At 70.6% G+C, this 14,566-nt stretch carries 10 protein-coding genes; 8 read left to right on the top strand and 2 right to left on the bottom strand.

Going from position 1 to position 14,566, the window contains the following annotated elements:
• The first annotated feature begins 166 nt into the window (after positions 1-166).
• On the top strand, positions 167-1,804 hold the full coding sequence (locus tag AB0E90_RS04180; protein WP_360398823.1) for an HEXXH motif domain-containing protein: 1,638 nt from the start codon (positions 167-169) through the stop codon (positions 1,802-1,804).
• A gap of 73 nt (positions 1,805-1,877) precedes the next feature.
• On the opposite strand, the gene AB0E90_RS04175 is transcribed toward AB0E90_RS04180, so the two are convergent.
• Both AB0E90_RS04175 and AB0E90_RS04170 read right to left on the bottom strand, forming a co-directional pair.
• Positions 1,878-2,525, bottom strand: a complete 648-nt coding sequence (locus AB0E90_RS04175; protein ID WP_360398820.1) for an MBL fold metallo-hydrolase — start codon at positions 2,523-2,525, stop codon at positions 1,878-1,880.
• Positions 2,526-2,527: 2 nt separating this feature from the next.
• Positions 2,528-3,244 carry a maleylpyruvate isomerase family mycothiol-dependent enzyme gene (locus AB0E90_RS04170; protein ID WP_360399465.1) on the bottom strand — a complete coding sequence of 239 codons (717 nt, stop codon included), beginning with the start codon at positions 3,242-3,244 and terminating at the stop codon, positions 2,528-2,530.
• Between the two features lie 237 nt (positions 3,245-3,481).
• Between AB0E90_RS04170 and rsgA the strand changes: the two genes are divergently transcribed.
• The 7 genes from rsgA (at position 3,482) to yvcK (ending at position 14,532) form a co-directional block, all read left to right on the top strand.
• Entirely contained in the window at positions 3,482-4,519 is a 1,038-nt protein-coding gene (gene rsgA / locus AB0E90_RS04165; protein ID WP_360398817.1) for a ribosome small subunit-dependent GTPase A, read from the top strand.
• Positions 4,520-4,544: 25 nt separating this feature from the next.
• Positions 4,545-6,344 (top strand): hypothetical protein, encoded by a 1,800-nt coding sequence (locus AB0E90_RS04160; RefSeq protein ID WP_360398814.1) that lies wholly within the window; start codon positions 4,545-4,547, stop codon positions 6,342-6,344.
• Between the two features lie 142 nt (positions 6,345-6,486).
• Entirely contained in the window at positions 6,487-9,453 is a 2,967-nt protein-coding gene (gene uvrA, locus AB0E90_RS04155; RefSeq protein WP_360398811.1) for an excinuclease ABC subunit UvrA, read from the top strand.
• 276 nt (positions 9,454-9,729) lie between these two features.
• The gene (locus AB0E90_RS04150; RefSeq protein WP_360398808.1) at positions 9,730-10,260 is read left to right on the top strand and encodes a Rieske (2Fe-2S) protein; all 531 of its coding nucleotides are present in this window, start codon (positions 9,730-9,732) and stop codon (positions 10,258-10,260) included.
• Positions 10,261-10,346: 86 nt separating this feature from the next.
• Complete coding sequence (gene uvrC, locus AB0E90_RS04145) at positions 10,347-12,536, top strand: excinuclease ABC subunit UvrC (protein ID WP_360398805.1); 2,190 nt, start codon at positions 10,347-10,349, stop codon at positions 12,534-12,536.
• Positions 12,537-12,676: 140 nt separating this feature from the next.
• A complete protein-coding gene (gene rapZ / locus AB0E90_RS04140; protein ID WP_360399462.1) occupies positions 12,677-13,576 on the top strand; it encodes an RNase adapter RapZ in 900 nt (299 codons plus the stop codon).
• On the top strand, positions 13,573-14,532 hold the full coding sequence (gene yvcK, locus AB0E90_RS04135) for a uridine diphosphate-N-acetylglucosamine-binding protein YvcK (protein WP_360398802.1): 960 nt from the start codon (positions 13,573-13,575) through the stop codon (positions 14,530-14,532). Before rapZ ends, yvcK begins: the two co-directional genes overlap by 4 nt.
• The last annotated feature ends 34 nt before the right edge of the window (positions 14,533-14,566 follow it).

Raw genomic sequence — 14,566 nt, 5'->3', positions numbered from 1 at the left:
TCGACAAGGACAGGAGCTGCGTATGACCTCGGTCGACAACAGATCCGCACCGGTCGCACACCGGCTTTCCCGCGAGTGCCTGGCTGACCTTGCCGCCGGTGGCGCCGCCCCGGCGACGATCCAGTTCCTCGCCGAGACCCAGGCGAGCCGCCGCATCCTGCTCCTGTTGAAGCTGGCCGACCTGGCGCCCGCACGCCTCGACCCGCTACCGCCGGTCGACGACGCTTGGCAGGCGCTGGAACGCGCACAGAGCGGGGACCCGCAAGCCTTCCGGTCGGTGGTCATGGATCCGCAGATCGGCAATTGGGCCGCGTACGTGGTCCGCATGCATCTTGCGGGGACGAGCCAGGATCCGCCGTGGGTCACCTTCGGCCAGCTGCATGCGGTGGCCCTGGTGGCCGCGAGCCGGGCGGGCCGGACGTGGCGCACCCGGGTGCCTCTGCGCGACGGCCACGCGACTCTGCCCGGCCTCGGACAAGCACGGTTCGACGGCGCGCGGCGATGGGAGTTCGCCGATGCCGAGACCGCTGCCGGGCAGATCCGGATCCGCCGTCGGAATACGACGGTCACGGTGCCCGGCGATCCCCGGAACGACGTGCCGGGCTGGCGGGGCCTGCGCACCTTGACCGCAGGCCACGACCCGGTGCTTCAGGTCTCGATGCAGGATCTGGACCCGTTTCGCAACCTGGCCGACCCGATCGGACCCGAAAGGTTGACGGACGACGAGGTGGCTCATTGGCAAAGCATGCTGGATCAAGCCTGGGACCTGCTGTGCCGCGACGATTCGGCAACTGCCCGGGCACTGGCGATGACCGTCTCCTCCCTCACTCCGCTGGCCCGGGCCGACCACGTGGACGAGTACGAGATCCGCAGCGCCTCCTCAGGCGAGGCGTTCGGTGCCATGGTGCTTTCCAGCCCGCACGATTCCGTCGATCTCGCCGCCACTCTCGTGCACGAATATCAGCACATCAAGCTCGGCTGCCTGATGCATCTGCTGCCCCTGCACCGGGGTGAGGGCAGGTCGAATCTGTACGCGCCCTGGCGCGACGACCCCCGTCCGCTGGGAGGTCTGCTTCAAGGTGTTTACGCGTTTCGCGGCATCGCGGCCTTCTATCGGAACCGTGCCCGGTCGGCCCGAGGCATGGACCGGCGCGCGGCCCTCTACACGTACGCCCTCACCCGCGGCCAGACCGCCGAGGGCCTCGCCGTCGCCCGGGCGTCCGGCGACCTCACAGACCTGGGCGAGGAGTTCCTCGACGGCCTCGCCGCGACCATGCGTCCCTGGTTCGACGACGAGATCCCCGCCGACATCCGTCGTCTCGCTGGCCTTGCTGCCCAGGCGCATCGGGTCACTTGGCTGCTGCGGCACCGCCATCCGGCCCCGGAGTCCGTCGCCGCCGTACGGGACGCATGGACCGCGGGCGCGCCGTTCGATGAGATTGCTACTCGTGCCGCGTCCGTGCAGCCGACGACCGTGACGCCGAAACGGTCACGCATATGGAGCACGCCCCTGCGCCAGGCGGTCAAAGCCCCGCCCCCGGCCAACACGCCCGAGACCGCGCTCATCGCCGGGGACGCGGAAGGCGCCAAAAAGGGCTTCCTGCCCCGTATCGAGTCCGATCCTGCGGACATGGTCGCCTGGGCTGGACTGGCGATGGCCTACAACGAGGCAGGTCCGGCCGGGAGCGGGTACGCCCTCGCAAGCCGACCCGACCTGATCGCCGCCGTATATCGGGAGCTCCGGGCAGGCGGCGCCGCGCCCGGACCCGACGCACTCGCCGAATGGGCGTGCCACCGAGAGTGAATCCGGCGTGGGCGACGCTCTCGGCGGAACTCCTCAATCCGCCCGAAAGTGCCCGCCCGACGGCCCTACTGGTTCACCAGCCGCGTTCGCGCCACTCGGCGAGGTGGGGGCGTTCGGCGCCCAGCGTGGAGTCCTTGCCGTGGCCCGGGTAGAACCAGGTGTCGTCGGGGAGGCGGTCGAAGAGTTTGTGTTCGACGTCGTCGATCAGGGAGCGGAATCGGTGCGCGTCCTTGTTGGTGTTGCCTACGCCGCCGGGGAACAGGGAGTCGCCGGTCCACAGGTGGGCGTGGCCGTTCGGGTCGCGGTAGAGCAGGACGATCGAGCCCGGCGTGTGGCCGACCACGTGGATCACCTCGAGTTCGCACTCGCCGACCGGCACCTTGTCGCCCTCGGTGAGGGTCTCGGTGACCACCGGGATCTCGGCCGCGTCGTCCGCGTGGGCCAGTGACCGGGCGCCGGTCGCCTCGACCACCGCGGACAGCGCCTGCCAGTGGTCGCCGTGGCGGTGGGTGGTGATCACCGCGCTCAGGCCGGCGTCGCCGATCTGTTCGAGCAGGGCCGGCGCGTCGTTGGCGGCGTCGATCAGCACCTGGTCGTCGCCGCAGCGCAGGAGGTAGGCGTTGTTGTCCATCGGGCCGACCGACACCTTGGTGACGGTCAGGTGGTCGAGGGTGCGGGTCGCGGCCGGGCGGCCGCGGCTGACGTCGCCGGTGTAGGCCATGGTCACTTCCACCTTCCGGGAGCAGGGAACTCGCCGTCCGGCGAGACGGTCAGGTCGGTGGCGTCGCCGCGGCCGCACAGCCAGGCGGCGATCGACTTGGTGGGCCCGCCGATCACCGGCGGGTCGGTGCCATCACCGGCGGGCAGGGAGCCGATGGTCAGGGCGTGCTCGATGCCGAACGGCCGCAGGATCATCGGTGGATGCTCCGGGCCGGCGCCGGCCACGATCTCGCGGAGCAGGCGCAGCGCGAACGCGTCGGACCAGTCGGCCGGTGTGTAGGCCAGGCCCAGGTCGACGTGGTGGACCTCGACCTCGCGCAGGCGCGCCCACGGGGCGCCGGCGGCCGGCATCCCGATGAACTCGATCGGGAACGTCCAGGCCTCGGCCGGCATGGCCGCGCCCGCGTCGGCGAACCGCTCGTGCGCCCGGCGGATGTCCTCGATCTGCTCGCGCAGCGGCCGGCCGGCGCCGGCTTCGATGTCGGTGTCCCGCTGACCCGGCGCGTACCCCTCGGCGGGCTTGCCGGTGCGGGCGCCGGTGAGCAGCCGGGTGAAGGCATCGGCGTTGCGTGCGACGTGGGTCAGCACGTGGCCGACCGTCCAGCCGGGCAGCAGCGACGGCTGTGCGATCACGCTCGGGTCGAGGTCCGAAGCCGTCCGGATCAGGGACTCGGTGGCCTGGTCGACGTCGGTCAGGAGAACGAGCGGATCCATCGTCATGACCGACTGCACCGAGCGCAGCGAGGGCCAGAAGGGCATGGCAAAGACGGCACAGTCACGGGGGCAACCCTATCGGCACAGAAATCGCTTTCGCTGCCGTAGCGGTGACCGTACCGTCAGTTCAGACGCGCCGATCGACCCGCGGGGAGGTGAGGAACGTGCTCTTCGACCGTGATGCGTCCCTTCACCAGGAGGCTTGCGCGTAGCGCGCTCCTCCCTTTCCCGTAAAGGGCTCTTATGTCGTACAACCTGTCCCACCTCGGGTGGGACGACACCTTTGCATCCTCATACCGTCCCTACGACCGCCCCGACGCCGCCCCGGCGCGGGTGCTGCGTGCCGACCGCGGTGTCTGCACCGTGCTCGGCGAGACCGGTGTCACCCGCGCGACCCTCGCCGGCAGCGTGCTGCTCGGCGCCGCGCAGGACCCGGTCAATCTGCCCTGTGCCGGCGACTGGGTGGTGACCCGCCGATGGCCCGACCGCCGCGTGACGATCGAGGTGGTGCTGCCGAGACGCACCGCGCTGATCCGCCGCACCTCGGACAAGGACGCCACCGGCCAGCTGCTGGCGGCCAATATGGACACCGTCGCCGTGGTCGAGCCGATCCACCCCGAACCGGACGACGCCCGGATCGAACGGCTGCTCGCCCTGGCCTGGGAGTCGGGTGCGAAACCCCTGCTCATCCTGAGTAAGAGCGACACCTCACGCGACCCGGGCGCGATCGCCCGGCAACTCGCCGAGCTCGCGCCGGGCCTGCCGGTGGTCCCGGTGAGCACGCGGCTTTCGGCCGGGATAGACCAATTGCGGGAGTACGTCGAGGGCGGTCGCACCCTGGCGCTGCTGGGCCGTTCCGGTGCCGGCAAGTCGACGCTGGTCAACGCCCTGGCCGGCACGGCCGTGATGCCGGTGCAGGCGATCCGGGACGCCGACGGCAAGGGCCGGCACACCACCGCCTATCGCAACCTGGTCCCGCTGCCCGGCGGCGGCGCGATCCTCGACACCCCCGGCATCCGCGGCGTCGGCCTGCTCGACACGGCCGAAGGGCTCGACCGGGCGTTCGCGGACATCGCCGAGCTGGCCGCGCACTGCCGCTTCGGCGACTGCCGGCACGGCGCCGAGCCGGCCTGCGCGGTCACCGCCGCGATCGCCAACGGCTCGCTGGCGCCACGCCGGCTGGCCAGCTGGCGCAAGCTGCACCACGAGGTGGAGGTGGAGAGCGCCCGCCGCCAGGCCCGGGTGGCTGCTACCGCAGGTCAACGCCGACGCCGAGGTTGACGGCGCCTTCTGCAAGAATGCTCCGATGCGCGCGGTGGACGAGGTCGTCGAGGAACAGGCGGCCCCCGAGCCCCAGGAGCCGGTCGCCGCGCCCCGGCGGCGCCGCGCCGACCTGTGGGCCCTGCTTAATTACGTGGTCCTGTCGCTGGTGGTGATGTGCCAGCTCTGGCGCGATCCGAACGGTCGCGTGCTGGCCAGCAACGACGACGATCACGGCATTTTCCTGTTCATGATCGCGCACAGCGAGCGGGTCGTGTTCCACGGCGACAACCCGTTCTTCACCGACCGGCTGAACGCGCCGGACGGCGTCAACATGATGGCCAACACGGCGCTGCTGGCGCTGGGCCTGCCGATGGCGCCGGTCACGCACTTCCTCGGCGCCGGGGTCACGGTCGCGTTCCTGATCACGATCGGTCTCGCCGGCACCGCCTGGGCCTGGTACTGGGTGTTGTCCCGGCACCTGGTGAAGAGCCGGGTGGCGGCCTGGATCGGCGGCCTGTGGTGCGGCTTCTGCCCGGCCATGGTGTCGCACGCGAACGGCCACGTGAACTTCGTCGACCAGTTCGTGATCCCGTTCATCGTGCTGCAGGTCCTGCGGTTGCGTGAGCCCGGCCGGGCGGTTCGCGGCGGGCTGATCCTGGCGGCGCTGATCGTGCTGCAGGTCTTCATCAACGAGGAGTCGCTGCTCTTCACCGCGCTGGCACTGGGCGTCTTCGTCATCGCGTACGCGGCCATGTCCTGGAAGACCGCCATGCGTGACGCGCCCCGCATGCTGGCCGGCCTCGGCGTCGCGGGCCTGGGGGCGGTCGTCCTGCTCGCCTACCCGCTGTATTTCCAGTTCTTCCACCGCGGCCACTACCACGGCCAGCCGTTCGAGCCGGACAAGTACGTGACCGACCTGGCGTCGGTGGTCGGGTTCGCCCGGCAGTCGCTGGCCGGCAACGCGGAGCTGACCCGGCGGATGAGCGTCAGCGCGACCGAGGACAACACGTTCTTCGGCCCGATCGGCCTGCTCATGATCCTGGTGTCGGTGCTCGTGCTGTGGCGGTCGGTGGCGGCCCGCGCCGCGGCGATCTCCGCCCTGGTCGTGCTGCTCGCCTCGTTCGGCCCGCGGCTGCGGGTCTACGGCCACGACACCTCGCTCAAGCTGCCGTTCGGGCTGGTCAGCCATATTCCGGTGATCGACCTGGTGAGCGTGACCCGGTTCGCCCTGGTGCCGTCGACGATCGCCGGGGTGCTGCTGGCGCTGGCCGCCGACCGGATGCCGACGATGTCGGTCAAGGGCCGCCGCTGGTTCATCGCCGGGCTGGTCTGCGCGCTGGTGCCGCTGATCCCGAAGCCGCTGCCGATCGTGGCCGGCGACCCGCTGCCGCCGTTCATCACCCAGGGCACCTACAAGCAGTACGTGCCCGACGACCGCACTCTGGTCACGGTGCCGCTGCCGGACGTCACCACCGGGCGCACCGGGCAGCGGTGGGCCACCCTGAACCTGCTCGACTACCGCACGCCGCGCGGCTATTTCATGGGCCCGGCCGACGCGCCCGCGAACGACACCGGCTCGTGGAGCGCGCCGCCGCGGTGGACCTCCCGCCTGCTGGCGCAGGTCCGCCTGACCGGCAAGGTGCCGACGATGACCGAGGGCATGAAGCTCGCGCTCAAGAAGGACCTGACCTACTGGCGCGCGGCCGTGGTCGTGCTCGTGCCGAACAGCCGCAACGGCGGCGCCCTCCAGACGGTGCTGACCGAGGCGCTGGGTCCGCCGCAGCTGGTGGGCGGGGTGCAGATCTGGGACGTACGCTATCTGCCGGTTCCCTCGCAAGGGTGAGTTAGTCGGGCCTGAACTGCGGGAATGTGCGTCATGTGACAGGCGCTGCACCTGGGCCGGGCCGTTTCGGCGAAAACTTGTCGTACCCCCTGGCTAGAGTTGCCGCGGCTCGTTTCAAACACCTGTACGGAGAGGCTGGCTGGTGGCCGACCGTTTGATCATTCGAGGCGCGCGCGAGCACAACCTGCGCGACGTCAACCTCGACCTGCCCCGCGACGCGATGATCGTCTTCACCGGGCTCTCCGGCTCGGGCAAGTCCAGCCTCGCGTTCGACACGATCTTCGCCGAGGGTCAGCGGAGATACGTCGAGTCCCTGTCGTCGTACGCGCGGCAGTTCCTCGGGCAGATGGACAAGCCCGACGTCGACTTCATCGAGGGCCTGTCGCCGGCCGTCTCGATCGACCAGAAGTCGACCTCGCGCAACCCCCGCTCGACGGTGGGCACCATCACCGAGGTCTACGACTACCTTCGCCTGCTCTTCGCCCGCACCGGCATCCCGCACTGCCCGGTCTGCGGCGAGCGGATCAGCAAGCAGACCCCGCAGCAGATCGTCGACCGGGTCCTCGCCATGGAGGAGGGCACCCGCTTCATGGTGCTCGCCCCGGTGATCCGCGGCCGCAAGGGTGAATATGTCGACCTGTTCGCCGAGCTGCAGGCCAAGGGTTATGCCCGGGCCCGGGTCGACGGCGTGGTGCACCCGCTCACCGAGCCGCCGAAGCTGAAGAAGCAGGAGAAGCACACCATCGAGGTGGTGATCGACCGGCTCAGCGTCAAGGCGTCCAGCAAGCAACGCCTGACCGACTCGGTCGAGGCCGCGCTCGGGCTGGCCGGCGGCATCGTGCTGCTCGACTTCGTCGACCAGCCGGAGGACGACCCGGCCCGCGAGCGCCGCTTCTCCGAGCACCTGGCCTGCCCCAACGACCACCCGCTGGCGATCGAGGACCTCGAGCCCCGGGTCTTCTCCTTCAACGCGCCCTACGGCGCCTGCCCCGAGTGCACCGGCCTCGGCACCAAGAAGGAGGTCGACCCCGAGCTGATCATCCCGGACGTGGAGCGCAGTCTCCGCGGCGGCGCGATCCAGCCGTGGGCCGGCGGCCAGACCCAGGAATACTTCCTGCGGCTGATCGAGGCCCTGGCCCAGGCCGAGAAGTTCTCGGTCGACACCCCGTGGCGGTCGCTGCCGGCCCGCGCGCAGAAGACGATCCTCTACGGCTCGGAAGACCAGGTCCACGTCCGCTACCGCAACAAGTACGGTCGCGAGCGCTCCTATTACACCGGGTTCGAGGGCGTGATCCAGTGGATCGAGCGCCGGCACAACGACACCGAGAGCGACTGGTCCCGGGACAAGTACGAGGGCTACATGCGCGACGTGCCGTGCCCGGTCTGCGGCGGCACCCGGCTCAAGCCCGAGGTTCTCGCCGTGACGATCGCCGGCAAGAGCATCGCCGAGGTCTGCAACCTGTCGATCGGTGACTGCGCCGAGCTGCTGGCCACCATCGAGCTCGACGACCGGCAGAAGATGATCGCCGAGCGGGTGCTCAAGGAGATCAACGCCCGGCTGCGCTTCCTGGTCGACGTCGGCCTCGAATACCTTTCGCTCGACCGCGGCGCCGGCACCCTGTCCGGCGGCGAGGCGCAGCGCATCCGGCTCGCCACCCAGATCGGCTCCGGCCTGGTCGGCGTGCTCTACGTGCTCGACGAGCCGTCGATCGGCCTGCACCAGCGCGACAACCATCGGCTGATCGAGACCCTGGTGCGGCTCAAGAAGCTGGGCAACACGCTGATCGTGGTCGAGCACGACGAGGACACGATCCGCACCGCCGACTGGATCGTCGACATCGGGCCGGGCGCGGGCGAGCACGGCGGCCACATCGTGCACAGCGGTTCAGTCGAGGGCCTGCTGGCCAACGAGGAATCGCCGACCGGGGCCTATCTGTCCGGCCGCAAGTCGATCCCGACGCCGCGCACCCGCCGCCCGCACACGGCCGATCGCGAGCTGGTCGTGCAGGGCGCCCGCGAGCACAACCTGCGCAACCTGACCGTCGGCTTCCCGCTGGGCCAGTTCATCGCGGTCACCGGGGTCAGCGGCTCCGGCAAGTCCACACTGGTCAACGACATCCTCTACACGGTGCTGGCCAACCAGGTGAACGGCGCCCGGATGGTGCCCGGCCGGCACACCCGGCTGACCGGCCTCGAGCACGTCGACAAGGTGGTGGGCGTCGACCAGTCGCCGATCGGCCGCACCCCGCGGTCGAACCCGGCGACCTACACCGGCGTCTTCGACAACATCCGCAAGCTGTTCGCGGAGACCGTCGAGGCGAAGGTGCGCGGCTACGGCCCGGGCCGGTTCTCGTTCAACGTCAAGGGCGGCCGCTGCGAGAACTGCGCCGGCGACGGCACCATCAAGATCGAGATGAACTTCCTGCCCGACGTCTACGTCCCGTGCGAGGTGTGCAAGGGGGCGCGGTACAACCGGGAGACCCTCGAGGTGCACTACAAGGGCAAGACGATCTCCGAGGTGCTGGAGATGCCGATCGAGGAGGGCGCGGCCTTCTTCGAGCCGATCACGTCGATCCACCGGCACCTGAAGACGCTGGTCGACGTCGGTCTGGGCTACGTCCGGCTGGGCCAGCCCGCGCCGACCCTGTCCGGCGGCGAGGCGCAGCGCGTCAAGCTCGCCTCCGAGCTGCAGAAGCGGTCGACCGGCCGCACCGTCTACGTGCTCGACGAGCCCACCACCGGCCTGCACTTCGAAGACATCCGCAAGCTGCTGCTGGTGCTCAACGGCCTGGTCGACAAGGGCAACACGGTGATCACCATCGAGCACAACCTCGACGTGATCAAGACGGCCGACTGGCTGATCGACATGGGCCCCGAGGGCGGCAGCAAGGGTGGTCTGGTGCTGGCCACCGGCACCCCCGAGGAGCTGGCCGAGGTGCCGGAGAGTCACACCGGGCAATACCTGCGGCACGTGCTCGGCCTGGACGGCGAACCGGCCGGCTCGGCCGCGGCGGTCGCCCGCGCGGCCAAGGCCAACGGCGCCCCGGCCGCAGCGAAGGCGCCGGCCAAGCCGCGGGCCAGCCGGGCGAAAGCCAAGGCCACGGTGTAGAACGGCCCCTGGAAGCTGGTTGAAGCGTAAAGTTCCAGCAAGGTCACAGGTGACACATAGCAACGGGCGCCGGACGAGGCCATAAGGTCGACCCCGGCGCCCGCTTGTGTGTAAACAGCATGCAAAGGTGCCGGGCAAAGACGCCTAAAGCCGGGGAAAGGGCCGCCCCGGGGGCGGACAATTTCGCGGAATCCATGAACCGGCTCGGCCAACATCGCGTACACAACTGCGACGCCGCGTGACCACTATCGCGGACATGCACTGGAGGGCTAACCGATGACAGACGTGCAGACGAGGACCGACAACGTGCTCCCCACCGAGGAGCCGCCGCCGGGGCGTTCGGGCACGGCCTCCACGCGCCGAGGTGTCCTGCTCGGCGCCGGCGCGCTCGGCACCACCGCGGTCCTGGCCGCCTGCGGCACCAGCAGCACCAACACCAACGGCACCGGCTTCAGCAACGACCCGGCCCCGGCCGGCAGCACCGCGGCCGGTGGCGGCACCAGCACGGGTGGCGGCACGACCGGCGGCAGCGCGCTCGCCAGCACGGCCGACGTGCCCGAGGGCGGTGGCGTGATCAAGGGCGACCTGGTCATCACCCAGCCGGTCGCCGGCACCTACAAGGCGTTCAGCAAGGTCTGCACGCACGTCGGCTGCGACGTGAACAAGGTGGACGGTGGCGTGATCATCTGCCCGTGCCACGGCAGCAAATTTTCCATCGAGACCGGTGAGCCCACCACCGGGCCGGCCACCAAGGCCCTGCCCGAGACGAAGGTCAAGGTGGACGGCGACAACATCGTCAAGGCTTGATGCAAGGCCGGAGGTCCGACGCCGTGGCGGCGGCAACGGACCTCCGGTCGGGTAATCATGTCAGACCCCCGCATTACTGTTGACCCGTGCCAGACCCGTCCACGTACCGCCCCGCGCCGGGCTCAATTCCCGACTCACCGGGCGTCTATCGCTTCCGCGACCCGGCCGGCCGCGTCATCTATGTCGGCAAGGCCAAAAACCTGCGGAACAGGCTGAACTCCTATTTTGCCGACACGTGGTCGCTGCACGCCCGCACCCAGCAGATGGTGACCACCGCGGCGAGCGTCGACTGGGTGACGGTCGGCACCGAGGTCGAGGCCCTGCAGCTGGAATTCAGCTGGATCAAGGAGTTCGACCCGCGGTTCAACGTCAAATACCGCGACGACAAGTCCTATCCGTTCCTCGCGGTCACCCTCAACGAGGAGTTCCCGCGCCTGCAGGTGATGCGCGGCGCCAAGCGCAAGGGCGTGCGCTATTTCGGCCCCTATTCGCACGCCTGGGCCATCCGCGAGACGCTCGACCTGCTGCTGCGGGTCTTCCCGGCGCGCACCTGCTCGGCCGGCGTCTTCAAGCGCTCCGGTCAGATCGGCCGCCCCTGCCTGCTGGGTTACATCGGCAAGTGCTCCGCACCCTGCACCGGCCAGGTCTCCGCCGCCGAGCACCGGGCCATCGTCGACGACTTCTGCGACTTCATGGCCGGGCGCACCGACACGTTCGTCAAGCGGCTTGAGCACGACATGATGGCCGCCTCCGAGCAGCTCGAGTTCGAGCGCGCGGCCCGGCTGCGCGACGACATCGCCGCCCTGCGCCGGGCCATGGAGAAGCAGACCGTGGTGCTCGGCGACGGCACCGACGCCGACGTGGTCGCCTTCGCCGAGGACCCGCTCGAGGCCGCCGTGCAGGTGTTCCACGTGCGTGACGGCCGGGTGCGCGGCCAGCGCGGCTGGGTGGTGGAAAAGGTGGAGGACCTCTCCACCGGCGACCTGGTGCACCATTTTTGCTCCCAGGTCTACGGCGACACCGAGGGCGAGGGCGACGTCCCGCGCGAGCTGCTCGTGCCCGCCCTGCCGGAGGACGCGCCGGCGCTGGCCGACTGGCTCTCCGACCGCCGTGGCAGCCGGGTCAGCCTGCGCGTGCCGCAGCGCGGCGACAAGAAATCCCTGATGGAGACGGTGTCCCGCAACGCCGGCGAGTCGCTGCAGCGGCACAAGCTGCGCCGGGCCGGCGACCTGACCACCCGCAGCAAGGCCCTCGACGAGATCGCCGAGGCGCTCGGCATGGACACCTCGCCGCTGCGCATCGAGTGTTTCGACGTGTCCCAGATCCAGGGCACCGACGTGGTCGCGTCCATGGTGGTCTTCGAGGACGGCCTGCCCCGCAAGAGCGAATACCGTCGTTTCGCGGTGCGCGGCAACCCGGACGGCAGCGGCACCGACGACCTGTCCGCGATGACCGAGGTGATGCGCCGGCGGTTCGCCCGCTTCCGGGCCCAGCCGGGCGCCGACGCGCCGCGCGACCAGCCGGAGTCCGACGTGGCCGACGACCAGGCCGACGAGCTCCTGCACGGCGACGACGGCGACGGCCACGCCGGCGAGGGCGACGAGGGCGACGAGGGCGGGATCGCGACCAAGGAGCTGCCCGGCATCGATCCGCTCACCGGCAAGCCGCGCCGCTTCGCCTACCCTCCGCAGCTGGTCGTGGTCGACGGCGGCCAGCCGCAGGTCAACGCGGTCGCCGAGGTCTTCGCCGACCTCGGCATCACCGACGTCGCCCTGTGCGGGCTGGCCAAGCGGCTGGAAGAGGTCTGGCTGCCCGGCGACGACTTCCCGGTGATCTTCCCGCGCACCTCCGAGGCGCTCTATCTGTTGCAGCGGGCGCGCGACGAGGCGCACCGGTTCGCCATCACCTTCCACCGGCAGCGCCGGTCGAAGCGGATGACCGGCTCGGCGCTCGACAGCATCCCGGGGCTGGGGGAGACCCGGCGCAAGGCGCTGCTGCGGCACTTCGGCTCGCTCAAGCGGCTCTCCGCCGCGACGGTGGAGGAGATCACCGAGGTGCCGGGCATCGGCAAGCGCACCGCCGAGACCCTGCTGGCCACGCTGAAACCGCCGGCCCCGGCCGCCGAGGGGGAGAACGAGGCCGGCGATGTCCCGCCCGGTGGCGCGGGCCGCACCCGCACCCGCACCGGCACCCGGGCGGGCAGCAGCCTGCCGGCGCCCGCACCGGTCAAGACCTCGGTGGTCAAGGCGGCGATGGCCGAGGAGAAGTCGGAGTAGCCGGTCCGGCCACGGTGTTGACACGAATAGCGGACGGGCCGGACTCGCTGAGCCGATTCGGCCTAGGATGTTGTGTCCGTCCGAGGGGGCTCCATGGGGGCACGGATTGATCGACGCTGGAGGCGTGCGTGACGGAGTCGTTGCCGGAGTTCGCGGCTGACGCGGTGGACCCGGACGAGGTGGCTACCGATCTGGTGGTCGTGACCGGCGTGTCCGGTGGCGGTCGCAGCACGGTGGCCCGGGCCCTGGAAAACGTGGGCTTCTACGTGGTGGACAACCTGCCGCAGGCGCTGATGCTGGATATGGCCCAGCTCGCGTTCCAGGCCGGTGGCGCCGCCCGCCGCACGGCCATGGTGCTCGACGTGCGCAGCCGGGCCTTCTCCACCGACCTGGCCGGCGCCGTGCGCGCGCTCAAGGAGCGCGGCTTCTCGCCGCGGGTGGTGTTCGTCGACGCCGACGACGAGGTGTTGATCCGCCGGTTCGAGTCGGTGCGCCGCTCGCACCCGCTGCAGGGCGACGGCCGGCTCGCCGACGGCATCGCGGCCGAGCGTCAGTTGCTCGCCGAGGCCCGCGAGCAGTCCGACGTGATCATCGACACCAGCCACCTCAACGTGAACCAGCTGCGCCGCCGGGTGGAGGAGCTGTTCGGCGGCGAGGACGTGCGCCGGCTGCGCATCACGGTGCTGTCGTTCGGCTTCAAGTACGGCCTGCCGCCCGACGCCGACTACGTGCTGGACGCCCGCTTCCTGCCGAACCCGTTCTGGGTTCCCGAGCTGCGCGACCACACCGGCCTGGAGGACGCGGTCAGCAAATACGTGCTCGACCAGGAGGGCGCCGGCACGTTCGTGAGCACCTACGCGGGCCTGATCGCCTCCACCGCGTCCGGCTTCGAGCGGGAGGGCAAGCGTTACCTCACGGTCGCGGTCGGCTGCACCGGCGGCAAGCATCGCAGTGTCGCGATCACCGAGGAGCTCACCGCCCAGCTTCGCGACATGCGGCTCGCGGCCCACGCCTCGCACCGCGACCTGGGGCGGGAGTGACGGCCGTTCGTGTCGTCGCGTTCGGGGGAGGCCACGGGCTCGGCGCCTCCCTCCGTGCCCTGCGGCACGCGAACCGGGAGATCGAGCTGGACATCACCGCGGTCGTCACGGTCGGCGACGACGGCGGCTCCAGCGGCCGGCTGCGTGCCGAGCGCGACGCGCTGCTGCCGCCGGGCGATCTCCGGCAGGCGCTGGCCGCGCTGGCCGCCGACGACCCGGCCCGCCAGCTGACCGCGGAGTTGTTGCAGTACCGCTTCGCCGGCCGCGACTCGCTGGCCGGGCACGCCGTCGGCAACCTGCTGCTGCTCGGCCTGATGGAGATGCTCGGCGACCCGGTGGCCGCCCTCGACCACGCGGCCACCCTGGTCGGCGCGCGCGGCCGGGTGCTGCCGATGGCCCGGCACGCGGTCGGCATCGAGGCCGACGTGCTCGGCGCCGACCCGGACCGGCCCGGCGACGTGGTCACGGTGCGGGGGCAGCACGCGGTCGCGGTGGCGCTCGGGCACGTCGAGGCGGTCCGGATAAAGCCGGCCGACCCGCCGGTCTGCGAGCAGGCGACCGAGGCGATCCGCACCGCCGACTGGCTGATCTTCGGTCCGGGCAGTTGGTACACCAGCGTGCTGCCGCACCTGCTCACGCCCGGGCTGGCCGGGGCGATCGTGGCCAGCCCGGCCCGCAAGCTGGTGACGCTCAACCTGTCCACCGACAACGAGACCCTCGGCCTGTCGGCGGCGGATCACCTGGCTGCCCTGAGCTGGTACCTTCCGGCGTTCCGGGCCGACACGGTGCTCGCCGACACGAAGTGGGTGGGTGAACCGGAACCCGTGCGCCGCGCGGCCGAAACCCTGGGCGCCCATTTGGTGTTGGCACCCTTGGCCGTTGCGGACGGCAGCCCAAGGCATGATCCTGAGTCGTTGGGCGTTGCACTGGTGCCAGTATTGGGCGCCGCTCGTTAAGCACAGGCGTACTGCAGGCACTTATTGTTCAAGA

Source organism: Actinoplanes sp. NPDC026619 (assembly GCF_040638295.1).
In the GTDB taxonomy this organism is placed as follows: domain Bacteria; phylum Actinomycetota; class Actinomycetes; order Mycobacteriales; family Micromonosporaceae; genus Actinoplanes.
Note: the sequence above shows the minus strand (reverse complement) of the source record. Positions and strands in the feature narration are given on the sequence as shown.